Raw genomic sequence first — 18,224 nt, forward strand, 5'->3', positions numbered from 1 at the left:
ATGATAGAACAACTGCAAAAGGATAGTTTAGAATTGTTGAAACAATTGATTGCAATCCAGTCATTCAGTAAAGAAGAAGATAGGACCGCAGATAAAATTGAACAATTTTTGCAGCAAAGAAATATAAAAACACACCGTAAGCTTAACAATATCTGGGCTTACAACAAACATTTTGATGCCGCTAAGCCAACATTGCTTTTAAATTCTCATCATGATACCGTAAAACCAAATTCGGGATACACACGCGATCCTTATGACGCTGCTGTAGAAGATGGTAAATTATATGGATTGGGAAGTAATGATGCGGGAGGATGTCTCGTGTCGCTTATAGCGACGTTTCTGTACTTCTATAGTCAGGAGGACTTGAGTTATAACATTTGCCTCGCTACTACAGCTGAGGAAGAAATTTCGGGAAATGACGGATTGGAATGTGTACTGCCGGATCTGGGAGAGCTGGAATTTGCCATTGTTGGAGAGCCCACTCAAATGAATCTCGCGATTGCAGAGAGAGGTTTGCTTGTATTGGATTGTACTTCAACCGGAAAAGCGGGACATGCCGCTAGGGAGGAAGGTGATAATGCAATTTATAAGGCGCTTAAAGATATAGAATGGTTTAGGAATTATCGTTTTTCAAAGGTTTCAGATGTCTTCGGTCCTTTAAAGATGACCGTTACCATCATCAATGCAGGTTCTCAGCATAATGTAGTCCCAGCCACCTGTACATTTACAGTAGACGTACGTGTTACAGATGCTTATACCAACGAGGAGGTGCTAAAGATTATTCGTACAAATGTAGATTGCGACGTAAAACCCCGGTCAATCAGGTTGAAACCCTCTTCTATCGATAAAGAACACCCGCTGGTACAGGCTGGAGTTAAACTGGGTAGAACTACTTATGGATCTCCGACTACCTCTGATCAGGCTTTGCTGAGCATCCCTTCAGTGAAAGTAGGTCCAGGTGATTCTGCGAGGTCTCATATGGCTGATGAATATGTATTTGTAAATGAGATTGCGGAAGGTATAGAATTATACATCGCAATGCTAAAGCCAGTAATAGAAGGTAAATAGTGTCGGGGCTAGTATTGTAATTAAAGCTGATGCTAATGGTTTGAAAATAATTATTTAACATTGGAAACTATTTCCAGGTTAAAAATCTGAGGGGGAAATAGACTGGCGAATGGCAATACAGCAATTATATAATGAGAAATTACTGCTAAAGCAGATCTCTGAAGGAGATGAGCAGGCTTTTGGTGTGTTTTTCTACCATTATCTACCCGTATTGAAGCAGTTTTCATTAAAATTTACAAAATCTGAGCATGCTGCCGAGGAGATCATTCAAGATACTTTTCTGCGGATCTGGCTAAACAGGGAAAAGCTGGAAGGGATAGAAAATGCTAAGGCATATTTGTATAAATATGCATCTAATGAATGCCTGAACTACCTTAGGAAGGAATTGAAAAAGGCCAAGGCGATTGATCAGTTCGCAACAGATTATCCGGAGCAAAGTAATGTGACTATAGAGACCTTAAATCTGAATGAGATCAATGTGATGATCGGAAAAGCCGTGGAAAGCCTGCCTGATCAGAGAAGAAGAATCTTTCAGATGAGCAGAACAGAGGGCATGACCATTCCTGATATTGCTGAAAGCCTGCGGTTATCTCCAAATACAGTAAAAAATGCTTTAGTGATTTCATTAAAATCCGTTAGGGAACACCTGAATAAACATGGAGTAACGCTCTCTGTACTGGCTTACATAGCCTTATTGAAATAAATCATAAATATTTTGAATGAGCGATAGTCCTAAATTGCTTTTGGGGTTTCTTAGTATTGAATCTTATGAAGAACAGAGCTGTTTATTTATTACAACAATTTGAATTGCGAAAGCTTACGCCTTCGGAAACTGATGAGCTTTTAGCCCTGACTACAACTGACGAGGATGGTGTAACTGCTGCTATTGCGGAGATGATGGATGGAGAAGTTACATTAGAGTCCATTGATATTCAGGAATGGGGTCCAATGCTCAACAGTATTGTTGCTGTAGATAAATCCGTGGCTAAGAAAATGAAGAAGATTTTTTTGTTCCGCTGGGCTGCCGCGGCGATTTTTCTGGTTGCCTTGTCTTTAGCGTTGCTTTTTAATCACAATGCTGAGCCGGAGAAAAAGCACGTCCGGTTTGCAAATGATGTAAAGCCAGGAGGTGATAAAGCTGTACTTACACTGGCAGACGGATCGAAAATATCTCTTACGGACGTTAAAACTGGGGCGATTGCCAGTGAGCAGGGCATTGAGATCATTAAAACTAAAGACGGGCAGTTGATTTATAACATTGCTGGGAATTCAAAAGTTGCCCCAGGAACAGTGAATGTCATAACAACTCCTAGAGGAGGGCAGTATCAGCTTATTATGCCTGATGGAACTAAGGTCTGGCTGAATGCAGAAAGCGCTATTGGGTTTTCCCCTGCTATTGCCAGCACACGTTTAAGAGAAGTTGAACTTAGCGGAGAAGCTTATTTTGAAGTAGCAAAGACGCACAGGCCTTTTGTGGTAAAAACGAGCCGACAAACTGTGAAGGTTTTGGGGACCCATTTTAATATCAATAGCTATAAAGATGAGCCAGTGGATCAGACCACCTTATATGAAGGGTCTGTACTTGTTACAGCCAGTAATAAGATGGTTTCGGAACAGCAATTGGATAAAGTATATTTAGTTCCCGGGCAACAATCTGTTGTACGTAATTATGCGCTTATCGTATCGCCCGCGAACATGGAGGAGGCATTGGCTTGGAAGAATGGCAATTTTGTATTTGCAAATGAAAGGATTGAAAGCATCATGCGAAAGATTGCCAGATGGTATGATGTGGAAGTTATATATGAGGGGAAAATAACTGAAAATGACTTTGTAGGAAGTATTTCCCGTTTTAAAAAGGTTTCAGAAGTGTTAAATCTATTGGAGCTTACACAAGGTGTTCACTTTAAAATCGAAGGAAGGAGGATTACTGTTATGCCATAATGATACCTAAACAGTAATCTGAAAAAAGACAAGCCCCGACGGCCATCGGAGCTTGAACATAGTTTGGATTGCTAAAATAATTTGCAGAAAAGAATCTATTATAATAACCAAACCTAACAAATATAATGATATTTTATGATCTATTTGGGGCGGGGCTACGTGCTTGCAGTTCCAAACAAATATTGCGTATAATGAAGCTGACCTTTTTATTAATCACCACTTTATTGGTTCAGATCAGTGCCGCAAGCTTAGCCCAGAAAATTACAATTAACCAGCGGAATATCGCTTTGGATAAGGTTCTGGCGGAGTTGCGAGATCAGAGCGGGTACGACTTTTTGTACACAACCCAAACTCTTAAGGGTACGAAACCTGTTTCTTTAACGTTACAGGGAGCTACCTTGCAGGAAGCATTGGATGCCTGTTTTAAGAACCAGCCGATTACCTATGTGATACAACAAAATACGGTGGTTATACAGCGAAAAACAGAGTTTTTTAAAAATACGTTTATCCCTCCGGTTGATGTAAAAGGAAAGGTGTTGGATGAAAACGGACTTCCTTTAATTGGCGCTACCGTAAAAGTAAAAGGTACTGATAAGGCAACAATCACCAATTCAGATGGGGAATTTGAATTGAAAGGGGTAGATGATCGCGCATTACTGGTGATTTCCTTTATGGGATACAAACAGAAGGAGACTGAAGTAAGTCAGGGCATGCCATCAACAATAAAAATGGAGTTGAATAGCAGTGATCTGGAAGAGGTAGCGGTAATGGTTTCAACTGGATATCAGAAGATCCCAAAAGAACGTGCCACAGGCTCTTTTTCTACTATAACGGCTAAAGATATGGAGGGTAAGCTGCAAACCAGTATTGTTAGTCGCCTGGAAGGACTTGTAGCAGGATTAACTTCTTATAAAGACGCAGTAAATATAAGGGGTGTCTCTACCTTGTTGGGTGGTACAGCGCCTTTGTATGTGGTTGACGGAGCCCCTTTTGAAGGTGCGATTACAGCAATCAATCCTGCCGATGTAGAATCTATAACGGTATTAAAAGACGCAACTGCAGCCTCAATTTATGGGGCAAGATCTGCAAATGGAGTTATTGTCATCACAACTAAAAGTGGTAAGGCGGGCCCGATGAGGATTAACTACGATGGAAGCCTGAAGCTGACACCATTGCCAGACCGTGACTACGCCAATAAGATGAGTAGTGCTGAGTTTGTCGACTTTCAGAGAGAAATGTTCAACTACAGATCCGGAGCATATGCAGCTATAGATCCCAGGAAGTCTATGAATGACGTATACCGTTTGTTATACGAACAAAAGCAGGGCAACCTCACAGAGGCACAACTGCAGACTGCATTGGATGTTTACCGAAATAATGACCGCTATGATCAGGTCATTGATGAATTCCTTAACAAGACTGCTTTGACAAGCCAGCATAATCTTTCTTTTTCGGGAGGAAGTTCTATCTATAAATATAACCTTTCGGGTAATTATTTGGGTACAAATCCTTATGAGCGGGTACAAAGTACGCGTCAGTTGGGTTTTAACCTGAAAAACACCTTTGACCTTACTAAGTGGATGAGAATTGATCTAGGAATACTAGGAACCAACAACAAATCTGATTATGACAACGGTATTTCGGGAATGGCTTTATTAAATACTGGCAGAGCCTCTTATTACATGTTAAGGGATCCTCAGGGAAATCCTGTGAACTGGCTGAATACTAAATCTCAATTTGAAATTGACCGTTTGAATGGGCTGGGATTGATGGACGAGAATTATGCGCCGGTAAATGAGTTAAACAAGCAGCACCTCACTTCCAATAGCAATTATTTGAATATTAATTTCGGGGGAAGCTTCAAAATCTATGACGGACTGAGCCTGGACCTTAGATTTCAGAAGGAGAGGACAGAGAGTTACTCAAAACAATTGTATGATAAAAATGCCTATGCCGTAAAGACACAGATCAACGATGCTACATTTATAAATAAATTGGACGGTGTTATTACCCGGCATATTCCTGTCGGCGGCCAGGTAAATGAAACCAGATCAGACAGGAATTCCCATACGCTGAGGGCACAATTAAATTACAGCAAGCTGTTTGGCGACAGGCACCAGGTTGATGTGATTGCCGGAGCAGAACAACGAAAAGTACTAAGATCAGGAACTAACGTTTACAAATATGGATATGATGATTTTAGCCTTAACTATAAACCGATCAATGAGGATCTGCTTTCTGTTTATATCAAGAATACAGAATCAATCTACGACCAATTTATGCTGAGCAGGGCAGAGTCAGGGTTTACCTACGGTGATGATCGTTACGTATCTTTCTATGGGAATGCATCTTATACTTTTGATAGAAGACTAACGGCGACCGGAAGTATCCGGATGGACCAGTCTAACTTGTTCGGGACCGATCCGAAGTATCAGTATAAGCCGCTTTGGTCGGCCGGACTTCAATATGTCTTGTCGGAAAATAAAATAGAGTGGCTGGATCGCTTGTCCGTGAGAAGTACTTATGGTATCAACGGGAATATTCCAAAATCAGGAGGTCCATACATGATCACACAATCCGACGGTAATAACTATTACACCAAAGAAACACAGGACTACGTTTCTTCTCCACCCAATTCTGGCTTAAGATGGGAAAAAACAAAAGTGACGAATCTGGCAATAGATTTTAGCGTACTGAAAAGAAGACTTTCAGGAACTATAGAATTCTATAATAAATCGACCGAAGACCTACTGGGAACACTTTTATCCGATCCGACAATCGGATGGAGTTCTATTCTGGTAAACTACGGAAGTATGAGGAACAGGGGGATTGAAGTTGCACTGAATAGTGATAACATAAGAACAGGTAATTTTAGGTGGAATACTATTTTGAATTTTGCTTATAACAAAAATGAACTGACAAGACTTGAGAATGGAGACAACACACTGTTTACCTATGTAAGTTCTGGTCAGAACAGGGTAGGAAAGCCGATGAATTCGATTTATAGCATCCGTTATGGTGGTCTGGATAATTTAGGCCGACCAATTGGGTTAAAAGCTGATGGCACAGAAGTAAAAGCTACAGACAAACTGGCGATTTCAGATTTGATCTATGAAGGAACAGCTACGCCTCCTTATTCTGCCTCTTTGCAGAACAATTTTAGTTACAAAGGTTTTGACCTCTATTTTATGTTTATTTATTACGGCGGACACGTGATGAGAGATGTAATGGCTCCATATCTTACGAAATATCCAGAATTGAACTATACGACCAATATGGATAAACAGGCCTTGAATTACTGGAAGAAAGCAGGAGATGAACTTATCCCGGGTATTGCACCAGGCTTTTATGATGGTGTAGGATCGACGGTGACACAGTTGTGGGAGGCAGGAAACCAGCACATCAGAAAGGCAGATTACATCAAATTAAGGGATGTAAATTTAGGCTACAGCCTCAGCAATGACTTTTTAAAAAGGAACTATATCCAACGTGTGCGCTTTATGCTTCAGGTTCAGAACGCATGGAGATGGTCTGCCAACAAGCAGCAGCTGGATCCGGAGGTTTGGAATGGAACCTCGCTTACTCCAACAAGAGGTAATTTGATTCCTCCTACCTATACATTCGGTCTATCCGTTAATTTTTAAATGATCTGAGTAATGAAAAAAATATTGATTTTAACTTTTGCATTGTGTACAATCCTGATGTCGGGTTGTAAAAAATATCTGGATGTAAAGCCCAAAGGATATACTATACCTGAGTTTTATGATGACTATGTGAGGCTTTTAAATAACCAGGCTTTATTCAGGGTTTCATCGGCTTATCCAAACTATCTTACTGATGATGTGCGCGGAGGAGATGATAATGATCAAAACAAAGGAGCGGTTTATACCCGTTACAGTCTTTTTAAGAGAAATCTATTTGAGTTTAAAAATGGTTCTGTATTTGATCAGGGAGAAAGCGATCCTTTTTGGGAGCCTTCATACAGCCATATCTATGTTTACAATACCATCATCAATAATATAGAGAAGGTGCCGAATGGCTCTGAGAGGGAAAAGAAGCAACTGAAAGCAGAAGCGTTGGTTGGACGTGCATTTGAATACCTGACACTTGTAAATGCCTATGCCAGGCACTATGACCCTGCTACTGCTGCGACGGATCTTGGAGTGCCATTGGTTTTGTCCGAAGACATCAATAAGTCCTATAAGCGTAATACAGTTTCAGAGGTCTATACCCAGATAAAAAAAGACCTGGAAGAAGCACTGCCAAATTTGGCAACAACAGTTCCACAGCGTTTTCACCCAATGAAAAGTGTAGCATATGCTTTCCTAAGCAGAATGTATCTTTATATGGGGAATTATAGCGAGGCTCTTGTTAACGTAAAAGAAGCATTGAAGCTGGATAGTTACCTGGAAGATTATAATATCTACACTACGAAAAAGGGTACCTTTGGAAGGGTATGTACGAAGGCCAATGAGAATATTTCTTTTCCTGATGCTCAGAATAATAAGGAGGCAATTTGGATAAGGTTGGGAGCAGCGAGTTCAGGTCAGATTTTTGCGGAAGTATACGCTAGTGATGATTTGCTGAAAACATACCGTGACAATTTACCGACCGGAGCAGTGGATCAGCGGTTAGCATTATTTTATTGCGATGGTAAGGCACAATTTGGATCCAATGTGGTCTTGTTTCCAGGTAAAGTACTCTGGGCGGCCTATACAGAATTCAATACCGGTTTCAGTACTCCAGAACTTTATCTGATTGCGGCGGAATGCGAGGCCCGTGTAGGAACTAAAGAAAAATCTGTTGAATACCTGAATACGCTGCGCAGTAAAAGGATTGTAGGAAATTCAACGGTTTCTGCATCGACAAATGACGAAGCACTGAAAATGGCATTGGATGAACGCAGACGGGAAATGCCGTATCTTGGTACTACAAGGCTAGTGGATTTGAAACGTCTGAATAAAGACCCTCGGTTTGCTAAAACAATCACACATACCCATGGAGCACTTAGCTTTACGCTGCCAGCAAATGACAGCAGATATATATTACCCGTACCTCCTAAAGTCCTGGCTTTAAATCCCGATATTGCTGTTTATGAACGTTAATCAAAATGACCCTATATATAATCCTATGAAATATTTAATTCTGTTTCTTTTTTTAATTACTTCTTTCGGGGCAAGTGCTCAGAAAGAGATTAAATTTAACCAGGTAACCGGTTGGGCTGCAATGAGCCAAAAAGCCGCTGCTGAGCAAAAACTCATCTTCGTTGACTGCTACACTTCCTGGTGTGCGCCATGTAAATGGATGGATAAAAATGTGTTTATTGAGCCCTCTGTGGCTGATTTCTACAATGAAAACTTTATCAATGCAAAGATTGATATGGAAAAAGGTGAAGGAATCGAACTGCGCAAAAAGTACAATGTACAATCGTTTCCTACTTTTCTTTTTGTAAACGATAAAGGAGAGGTTATACATAGAACCGGTTCTAAAATGTCAGTCGCTGAATTTCTTGAAGAGGGAAAAATGGCCGCCGATCCGAAAAGAAACTTTGCTTTTCTCAACAAGAGATATGAAAGTGGGCAAAAGGATTTGCCATTTCTGCTGAATTACTATATGGCTTTGCAAAAATCCGACAGAATGAAAGCTGATAAGATAGGAAGGGACATTACTTCGGTAATCTCTGACGAAGAGCTGGGCTCTGCTTTTGGCTGGAAGGTAATAAATGCACTCGCTCGTACTGAAAAAGACCGTGCAGGAGCATATTTTATGGCTAATCCATCGAAGTTTAATTCCCTCAGTACCCAACAAGAAAGAGATCGGCTCACAGATCGCCTGATCACAAGTACGATGTATGGTTATATGAATGCGAAAGACGAAGCCTCTTTCATGAAAGCACTTTCTCATTTTAAGAACTCAAACCAAATTGAGCGAAAGAAACAGGGAATGATGCTGGAAGCAGATTTTTACCTGGAACAGGGAAAGGTTAATGAGTACAAAAACATCACCGATCTGGGGCTGAAGACATATTTAAAGGACGCAGCAGAGAACCTGAGTTTTCTGGCAAGAAGGGCAGATTACAAAGGGGCATCAAGTCCCGTAATTCTTAATCAGGCTTACCTAATGGCTAAAAGAGCAGTTGAACTGGAGCCAGACGAATATTCTATTCAAAGTACTTTTGCGAAAGTATGCCTGTCCCTGAAAAAGAAGGATGAAGCCTTGCAGGCGGCAAAAAAATCAAGGTCGCTTGCAGACGCTGAGACTTCAAAAATTCAGAAACTGGCTCAGGATTTACTGGACAAGATCGAATTGTTGTAGGATAAGCCTGTTCTAAAAATGAATAAAGCCGGTAGCATTACTAATGCTACCGGCTTTATATTTATGTTATTCTTCTGTTTCAAAAGCCCTTTCATCCAGGTGTTTTTCCATATCTAATCGGTTTACACCTTTAGCCCACCAGTCTGGGGCCGGTTTATCTTTTAGCATGTAATCGAAATATTCCATCATCCTTACAGCGTAATCTTTCCGGTTTGGTAATTTGGCAATGCCATGGTTTTCTCCTCTGTAGGTGATCATGACAACAGGCTTGTTGAGTCTCCTCAAACCGTTGTAATATTCTATACCCTGGGTGTAATCAACAGCGCCATCTTTATCATTGTGCAGCAAAAGTAATGGTGTCTGTACTTTTTTAATGTGATAAACCGGTGAATTGCGTGCAAAGGCATCCCAGTTGTCCCAGTATCCCGGAGTTAGTCTGCCCTGACTGGATTCAAAAATGGCCTGATTGGTGCCGCCACTGTTCCAATAGATCAGACTGTACATACTGATCATGTTGGTAAGAGGGGCTCCGGCTGCTGCGGCTTTAAATATGTTGGTTTGTGTGATCAGGAATGAGGTTTGATATCCACCCCATGAGTGACCATGAATCGCAACCCGCTTTTCATCAACTATTCCTGTCGCTATAGCCGCTTTTACAGCAGGGACTACACAGGCTACAGATGACATTCCAGGATCATTCAGTTTGTATTTAATATCAGGCATCAGTACAGCGTAACCATTGCTGTTGTACATTGCCTTATTGAATCCTCCACCAGGGAATCCAGGCATTGTATAGGCATTTAGCTCATCAGTAAGACGTTCATATATGTAAGTGATGGTCGGGTAGCTTTTTCCTTCCTGATAGTTTGCAGGAAGATACAGTGCAGCCTGAAGAGAATCTCCGTTTGCACTTACGTAGTTGATTAATTTTACACCGGATGACCAGGCATATTTTTCCTGATCAGGAGTATTGTTGGTGATTTGTTTTGCAGCCGAGATTGTGGTTGAACTGGTAACGTAGACCTCAGGTGACTTTTGATTGTTTTGCTTTACATAAGCAAATACTTTTGCATCAGCCGCTTTCGAAAAACCTACATAGCTATTGTCGTCTAAAAACAATGGTTTTAAATTGGTTTTGCCCGCTTCCAGAATTGCGATACCGCTTTTTTTGTTTTCTGTATTGAATATTCCGAAATACTGGTCCTTACTTAGATCTGTTCCCTTCTCATCGGGATAGATCCTGTATTTACTCTGGACAGCAATTTTTTTAGATTTCCAGTTGTCACTAACAGCCGTCACGTTCTTCCCGTCTGCGCTGATTCTCCATAAGTCGTAATTGTCCCTTATGAAGACATATTTAGAGTCTGCAGACCATCCAAAATTAGGAGTAGCAGGCTTTGATACATTGTGGTCATCCAGCTGATCAATAAAAGAAGATTTGATTTTTCCTGTCAGGTTATATTGTTGTTGAGTCGCAAGGTTCATGCTATAGAATACACCGTCGTTATAATAACTGGCCCAGGTTCCGGATGGAGAAACATTTAATCCCCCTCTTCCCGAAGAATAGTATTTTTCAAAAATACGCTTCTTAATTCCTGTTTTAAGATCAATCAGGTAGATGTCGGTATAGCTTTGACCATCCAGATTGCTCATTAGCTCATAACTAGAATTGTCATAACCGATGGCGTATAACTGTTTTGGAGCAACCATCACCGATCTCATGTTACTGTCTGCCAGCTGACTGAATTTTTTATCTGCGATGCGGTAAGCACTCAGGAAGCTATAATTTTTATCACGCATCTCCTGGGTTTGCTGAGCAGATTGCAAACGCTTATCCTGCCAGTTCCAGATGATCATGTCTGGTTTTTCAATATCTGTTTTATTTACAGGAGGAGTAGACGGTTTTATATCAGTCTTGGTTTTTGCCACTGTATCTGCTTTTGCAGGGGTGCCCTTAGCTTTACTCGGGTCTGTTTTTACCTTTGCAACACTATCAGCCTTTTTCTCTTCTTTTTTTTCAAGACTACTGATACCAAAGAAAAGGGTAGACTGGTCATCTGACCAAAAAGGGTTGCTATTTGAACTTACGCCCATATTTTTAGGGAAAGTAGTCTGATCAATTCCTGAGTAAGAGACTTTATTAGGCTTGTTTTCCGTAAGCTTATTGACGCCTATTACTGTAAATACATCTTCCTTATACTTCTCGTTTTTGTTAGACTTTAACAGTGCAAATGCATCCCCTTTCTCATTCCAGTTGATGCCTTTATAACTGGCTTTATCATTTTCAACAGCTGTTGTTAAACCGGTTTTCATATCCCTGATGAAGATCCCATTTCCGTTTTGCCCATTCGCATCAATGATGTAAGCGAGTTTTGTGCCTGCCTTATTGAATGAGAATTCAGAAACGTTTCCGATGTTGTAGCTCGCTTTTGTCGCCAGTTGATACAACAGTATATCTGTGCCTTTTGGAGCATCTTTATCGCGGGAAGCGTTTTCCGGTCCGGCAAACTGGATGACGATCCAATCAGGTGATTCTCCTGAAAAGCTGAAATTTCTTACTTTTTCAAAAGTTGTCTTTTCATTTCCAGGCAGAGAAACCAACATCAGCTTGTCGTAAGTCGGACGCATTGTTTTCCTGGCAGCCTTTGCTTCTGCATCTTTTGGAGAAACCTTAAAAGCCGCAAACTTGGTATCTTTTGTAAAGCTAACACCAGTTGGCGTGGCCCCGATTGGATATTTAAAGCTAGTGGTATCCATAGTTTTACGGATAATCAACTGGAGATCACCTTCCGTTGGTCCATCTGCCCAGGCCATCCATTGACCGTTGGGCGACATAGAATTTGTATTGCTTCTGATGTAATTCCATTTCGATAAATCTTTCCAGCTTAATGCCGGCTTTTGTTGTGCATGGAGGTTTACCGCGAATGGCAATAGCAGTAACAGCAGTGCTGACTTATACTTAATCATGTTGTTTGAATTAATTTTTGCTAAAATATCACATTGCCTTTAAAGTTTCACTCTATAACAAGAATATTATGCAACAATATTGCGTTTGAGTCCCTCGGCTGTGTTTTGATCTTCCTTGCCCGATACTATTACTAATTATTGTATTTTTGCTGAAATACTTTTACCTCATTTCATGAGGATTATACTTGAAATAAATGAAGATCTGGCAAAAAAACGTAAACGTAAATAAGGATATAGAGACTTTCACTGTTGGTAAGGACAGGGAACTGGATTTACAGATGGCGGCTTTCGATGTATTGGGCTCGCTGGCTCATGTAGAGATGCTGGAAAGCATAGGATTACTCGAGGCATCTGAGCTGAAAGATATCCAAAAGGAACTTAAGAATATTTATGCTGAAATAGAGGCAGGTGATTTTACTATTGAGGATACGGTAGAGGATGTACATTCGCAGGTAGAATGGTTGCTGACTCAAAGGATTGGTGATGCCGGTAAAAAGATTCATAGCGGAAGATCACGTAATGACCAGGTGCTGGTTGATCTAAAACTGTTCTTCAGGAACTGTATAGAAGAAATGGTGGGCAATACCTCCGTTTTGTTTGAACAGCTGATTGCATTGAGTAATACGCACAAGGACAAATTGCTTCCAGGTTATACACACCTTCAGATTGCTATGCCATCATCTTTTGGTTTATGGTTTGGCGCTTATGCAGAGAGCCTGGTTGATGATATGGAGATGATGCTGGCGGCATGGAAGGTCTGCAATAAAAATCCATTAGGCTCTGCTGCGGGATATGGCTCTTCATTTCCACTTAACAGAACCATGACGACTGAGCTTTTAGGCTTTGAAAGATTAAACTACAATGTGGTTTATGCCCAAATGGGTAGAGGCAAAACGGAGCGTATTTTGGCACAAGCTATGTCGTCTGTTGCAGCCTCGCTTGCTAAAATGGCAATGGACGTGTGCCTGTTTATCAACCAGAATTTTGGTTTTATCAGCTTTCCTGATGAGTTGACTACGGGTTCCAGCATTATGCCACATAAAAAGAACCCGGATGTATTTGAGCTGATCCGTTCACGCTGTAACAAGATCCAGGCATTGCCGAATGAAATCGCGATGATGATCACTAATCTGCCTTCAGGTTACCATAGAGATTTGCAATTGCTGAAAGAAAACCTTTTTCCTGCGATCACTTCTTTGAACGAATGTCTTGAAATGACAACCTTTATGCTGCAAAATATCAGTATCAAGGATAATATTCTGGCAGATAAAAAATACGCCTATCTTTTTAGCGTTGAAGTAGTAAATGAGCTTGCGCTTAAAGGAACACCTTTCAGGGAAGCCTACAAAATTGTAGGAGAATCCATTGAAAACGGAACATTTGAACCGGGTAAGGAAGTGCATCATACGCATGAAGGTAGTATAGGTAACCTTTGCAATACTGAAATAGAAGGTATGATGAACGAAATACTTTCTCAGTTTAACTTTGAAAAAACAAAAAATGCCATCTTAAAATTGCTGGCCTAATCTCTTTATAGCAACAAAATGAATGTATCAGTATTAGCAAGCACGCTTATCGGCTCGGAAATCATTAAAATAGGTAATGAAGTTAATGATATGAAACGAAAGGGTGCACAAATTGCAAACCTGACCATCGGAGATTTTGATCCTTCAATTTTCCCAATCCCTGAGGCACTTAAAGCAGAAATAGTTGAGGCTTATCATCAAAACCAAACCAATTACCCTCCTGCTGACGGGATATTGGCCTTGAGAGAGACGATAGTTGATGTTTTAAAGGAAAGGTATTCATTGGGTTACAGTATTTCAGATATTTTGGTGGCTGGAGGTTCCCGTCCACTAATTTATGCTACTTACCTGGCTTTAATTGATCCTGGAGATAAGGTCGTTTATCCGGCTCCTTCCTGGAACAACAATCATTACTGCCATCTTTCCTCTGCCAAAGGCATTGCTGTGGAAACGACAGTAGAAAACAATTTTATGCCTACGGCAGCACAATTGAGGCCTCATTTAAAGGGAGCAACGCTGCTTGCACTGTGCTCTCCATTGAACCCGACAGGAACAATGTTTACTCAGGAGCAGCTGGTGGAAATATGTGACCTGGTCATCGAGGAAAATGAGTCGAGGGATGTAGACGAAAAGCCATTGTATATCCTTTATGATCAGATATATTCCTTGCTGACATTTGGAAAAGAACATGTAAACCCTGTAAGCCTTCGTCCGGAATTGAAGGACTATGTGATCTATATAGATGGAATTTCAAAATGCCTGGCCTCAACAGGTGTGCGGGTAGGATGGGCTTTCGGGCCTGAAGGTATCATTAATAAAATGAAGGCCTTGCTGGGACATATCGGAGCCTGGGCGCCAAAGGCCGAACAGGTTGCTGTAGCTAAATATTTTAAAAATTCTGAGCTGGTAGACCAGTTCCTGGATTCTTTTAAAACGCAGGTACAGTTAAGCCTTGATGAATTGTATAACGGATTTCAGCAGCTCAAGAAAGATGGGTTCCATGTTGATGCTGTAATACCAATGGGAGCGATCTACCTTACACTCAAGATAGATTATATCGGAAAAACTACACCGGCAGGAGATGTGCTTAAAAACAGTGCGGATGTAAACTTCTATTTAATCAAAGAAGCTCAGACGGCATTGGTGCCATTTTCGGCATTCGGAAATAAAGAGTCGATGGCATGGTTCAGAGCTTCAGTCGGTGGCTGTTCACTTCAGGATATCAAGGAAATGATCCCAAGGATTGCTGCGGCATTAGCTAAACTATCATAAAAGAAAAGCGGATCAATTTGATCCGCTTTTCTTTTATCACTTGAATTCTGAAGTTTTATGGAATTCAATATCTGGATAATCTCTCATTGTCATATTGATCATGAATTCATTATCGGCCAGGTACACAGGATTCCCGTCCTTATCTTCGCCTATGTGCTGCTGCTTACGCTTTAAGAACTCTTCCAATTTTTTCGAATCCTTAGACGTTACCCAGTTAGAGCGCGTATAGCTCAACATCCTGAAATGGGCTTTTGCGCCATATTCATGCTCCAGACGGAATGCGATTACCTCGAATTGCAAATCACCCACTGCACCGATCACCTTTCGGTTACCCGGCTGCATCACAAACAATTGTGCCACTCCTTCCTCTGTGAGTTGCTGCAGGCCTTTTTCCAGCTGTTTGGTCTTCAGTGGATCTCTGTTCTCTACCTCTTTAAATATCTCAGGAGAAAAGCTTGGAATGCCTTTAAACTGTAATTTCTCTCCTTCAGTAAGCGTGTCGCCGATTTTAAATGTACCGCTATCATAAAGCCCTACAACATCCCCTGGCCAGGCCTCTTCTACAATGCTTTTCTCATTGGCCATAAAGTCCATCGGGTTCGAAAATTTAATTTTCTTATTGTTACGTGTATGGAAGTAGAATTTATTGCGTTCAAATTTCCCCGAACAGATCCTTAAAAACGCAATTCTGTCGCGGTGATTAGGGTCAAGGTTGGCATGGATTTTAAATACAAAGCCAGTAAAGTTTTTTTCTGTCGCCAGCACCTCACGCTCTTCCGCATCCCTGCTTTTCGGACTAGGAGCTATATTTACGAAGGTGTCCAGCAATTCTTTGATCCCGAAGTTATTGATCGCACTGCCGAAAAATACTGGTGCAAGCAATCCTTCCAGATACATCTCTTTATCTACCGCACCATACACACCTTCCACGAGTTCAAGGTCACTTTTTAGACCGTTCAGTTCTTTTTCTTTTAAGAACTTACTCAGGTTCTCATCATTCAGGTCATTGACTTCAATAACTGGATCACTGATCTTCGTTTTGTCTGCTTCGAATAGATTCAGGTGCTTGTTGTAGATGCTATAAACACCTTTAAAAGTGTGTCCCTGACCGATTGGCCATGAAAGTGGGCAAAGACTGATATTCAGCTTGGTCTCAATTTCATCAAGCAGATCAAATGCATCTTTACCTTCACGATCCATTTTATTGATGAAAATGATTACGGGAGTGTTTCGCATGCGGCAGACAGCCATCAGTTTCTCGGTTTGTTCTTCGACTCCTTTTACACAGTCTACGACAAGAATTACACTGTCGACAGCAGAAAGAGTTCTGTAAGTATCCTCAGCAAAGTCCTTGTGTCCGGGTGTATCTAATATATTAATGCGTTTTCCGCTATATTCAAATCCCATTACGGAAGTAGCAACAGAAATACCGCGTTGCTTTTCAATCTCCATAAAATCGGAGGTACTGCTCTGGTTGGCTTTGTTGCGCTTTACCGCGCCAGCAGTATTGATAGCGCCACCAAAAAGCAGGAACTTTTCCGTTAGGGTAGTCTTTCCGGCATCGGGGTGACTAATGATAGCAAATGTTTTTCGTTTTTCTATTTCCGGGTGAATCATAAACAATTAAGCCTGTGCTTGATAAAAGGCTGCAAAGATAAATAAAAAACCGGCTGTTATAGCCGGTTTTCATTTATTGTATCCAATTAAGTATTGAAAGATGGTGACGTTATCCTCGTCCCGATCTCGTAGGTCTTGAAGAAGAACTCTCTCTTCCGCCACCCTGGTTGCCTCTGCTTTCAGCACCGCTGCTTCTCGAAGGTCTGCTTTGTTCCACACGCTGAGGCTGAGACTGTTGCTGTTGCACTGGTCTTTCCTGACGTTGTGGAGCTTGTTGCCTTGGAGCCTCTTGTCTTACCTGAGGTTGCACTTGTCTCGGTTGTTCCTGCCTTGTCTCAGGTTGTGCCTGCCTTACTTCCGGCTGTACTTGTCTTTGCGGACGGCCATTGTTTTGCTGATCAACCGGACGGTTTTCACGCTGTGAAGGAATTGACTGGTTCTGCTGCGGACGATCTCCCCTTGTCTCTCTTGTTGTTTCTCTATCTCTTGAAGGAAGTGTGCCTTGAGTCCTGTCAGGTCTTCCATTGCTGGTGTTTCCTCTAAAATCACCATTATTTGTACCCTGATCTCCTCTTGAAGATCTGTCAGAAGGATTTCTTACCGAACCAGAATTGCCCCCATCACGTTCAGGTCTGGCACTGGCATAGCCCTCACCACGGACTACATTTTTCGGAGCAGCCGCTCTGTCACTATTTCCTCTGCTTGATCTCGGTGGAGAATAGATGTCCAGTTTATTTCCGCTGATTCCGCTTCTGCTTGGTCTGCTCACTCTGTTTACATCATAAACCTGTACCGCCTGTCTCGTATCGCGTCTGATGTCGTCTACTCTAGGGCCGGTATAATAGTTACGTCTGTCTCTTGAATAAACATTGTTGATGATGGTTGTATTGTGAATAATGGTCACATTTCTACGTGAATAATAACGCGGGAAACTATTGTAATAAATATTTCTCTGCGGAACGAACACCCACCAAAGATCCGGAATGTTAAAGTTGACATTAATATGCATACCAGGACCCATAGGTGCCCAGCCATAATAACCACCTCCGGTTCTCCAGCTTACCCATGCCGGTCCCCATACAGTATCTGGAATCCATACCCATTGATTGTACCTGTTGTACACCCATCTTCCATAGTGGAATGGTGCCCAACCCCAGTCGTAGTTTGATACCCATGTATTTCCATACTCTGTCATCGCCCAGCGGCCATTGGTATAATAAGGTCTAAAATCTCCCTGATCAGCATCCGGCCTCCATACGTATCCGTACTGAGGATCCTGAATCCATGTTCCATAAGGGGATAACTCGTCATAAAATGACTGTAAGGAAATATCCTCGTCTTGTGCCATAACCTTTTGAGTGGTCCCGGTTAGAAGGAGCATGAGCCCCAGCACAATAGCCGGTAATTTGATCATGTGTTTCATTTTGTGTGTGTGTTTAATTTACCTAACGCTCTTTATATATCAATTTGAGTTCCAATTCCACTCAAAAGTTTAATGTGTCTAAGAAATATTACATT

General features: G+C 41.4%; 11 protein-coding genes. 8 read left to right on the forward strand and 3 right to left on the reverse strand.

All coding sequences use genetic code 11. The annotated features are described in order from the left end of the window. The 6 genes from R2Q78_RS07560 (at position 1) to R2Q78_RS07585 (ending at position 9,324) form a co-directional block, all read left to right on the forward strand. Positions 1-1,068, forward strand: a complete 1,068-nt coding sequence (locus R2Q78_RS07560; protein ID WP_316790443.1) for a M20 family metallo-hydrolase — start codon at positions 1-3, stop codon at positions 1,066-1,068. 109 nt (positions 1,069-1,177) lie between these two features. Next, a complete protein-coding gene (locus tag R2Q78_RS07565) occupies positions 1,178-1,771 on the forward strand; it encodes an RNA polymerase sigma-70 factor (RefSeq protein WP_316790445.1) in 594 nt (197 codons plus the stop codon). A gap of 65 nt (positions 1,772-1,836) precedes the next feature. Continuing rightward, on the forward strand, positions 1,837-3,009 hold the full coding sequence (locus tag R2Q78_RS07570) for a FecR family protein (RefSeq protein WP_316790447.1): 1,173 nt from the start codon (positions 1,837-1,839) through the stop codon (positions 3,007-3,009). 191 nt (positions 3,010-3,200) lie between these two features. Beyond that, positions 3,201-6,653, forward strand: coding sequence for a SusC/RagA family TonB-linked outer membrane protein (locus R2Q78_RS07575; RefSeq protein WP_316790449.1), 3,453 nt, complete (start codon positions 3,201-3,203; stop codon positions 6,651-6,653). 12 nt (positions 6,654-6,665) lie between these two features. Further along, positions 6,666-8,114 carry a RagB/SusD family nutrient uptake outer membrane protein gene (locus R2Q78_RS07580; protein WP_316790452.1) on the forward strand — a complete coding sequence of 483 codons (1,449 nt, stop codon included), beginning with the start codon at positions 6,666-6,668 and terminating at the stop codon, positions 8,112-8,114. Between the two features lie 25 nt (positions 8,115-8,139). Beyond that, positions 8,140-9,324 (forward strand): thioredoxin family protein, encoded by a 1,185-nt coding sequence (locus R2Q78_RS07585; protein WP_316790454.1) that lies wholly within the window; start codon positions 8,140-8,142, stop codon positions 9,322-9,324. A gap of 66 nt (positions 9,325-9,390) precedes the next feature. Here R2Q78_RS07585 and R2Q78_RS07590 read toward each other — a convergent pair whose 3' ends face one another. Further along, positions 9,391-12,291 (reverse strand): S9 family peptidase, encoded by a 2,901-nt coding sequence (locus tag R2Q78_RS07590; RefSeq protein WP_316790456.1) that lies wholly within the window; start codon positions 12,289-12,291, stop codon positions 9,391-9,393. A 194-nt stretch (positions 12,292-12,485) separates the two neighbouring features. Here R2Q78_RS07590 and argH point away from each other — a divergent pair, with 194 nt between their 5' ends. Together argH and R2Q78_RS07600 are read left to right on the forward strand one after the other, a co-directional pair. After that, positions 12,486-13,817, forward strand: coding sequence for an argininosuccinate lyase (gene argH, locus R2Q78_RS07595; RefSeq protein WP_316790458.1), 1,332 nt, complete (start codon positions 12,486-12,488; stop codon positions 13,815-13,817). A gap of 18 nt (positions 13,818-13,835) precedes the next feature. Then, positions 13,836-15,089 carry a pyridoxal phosphate-dependent aminotransferase gene (locus R2Q78_RS07600; RefSeq protein WP_316790460.1) on the forward strand — a complete coding sequence of 418 codons (1,254 nt, stop codon included), beginning with the start codon at positions 13,836-13,838 and terminating at the stop codon, positions 15,087-15,089. Positions 15,090-15,125: 36 nt separating this feature from the next. Here the strand turns inward: R2Q78_RS07600 and R2Q78_RS07605 are convergent, their stop codons facing one another. Both R2Q78_RS07605 and R2Q78_RS07610 read right to left on the reverse strand, forming a co-directional pair. Then, the gene (locus R2Q78_RS07605; RefSeq protein ID WP_316790463.1) at positions 15,126-16,706 is read right to left on the reverse strand and encodes a peptide chain release factor 3; all 1,581 of its coding nucleotides are present in this window, start codon (positions 16,704-16,706) and stop codon (positions 15,126-15,128) included. Between the two features lie 109 nt (positions 16,707-16,815). Beyond that, positions 16,816-18,129, reverse strand: a complete 1,314-nt coding sequence (locus R2Q78_RS07610) for a DUF6600 domain-containing protein (RefSeq protein WP_316790465.1) — start codon at positions 18,127-18,129, stop codon at positions 16,816-16,818. Positions 18,130-18,224: the final 95 nt, after the last annotated feature.

The sequence above is a fragment of the Pedobacter frigoris genome (assembly GCF_032678645.1).
GTDB classification, from domain to species: domain Bacteria; phylum Bacteroidota; class Bacteroidia; order Sphingobacteriales; family Sphingobacteriaceae; genus Pedobacter; species Pedobacter frigoris_A.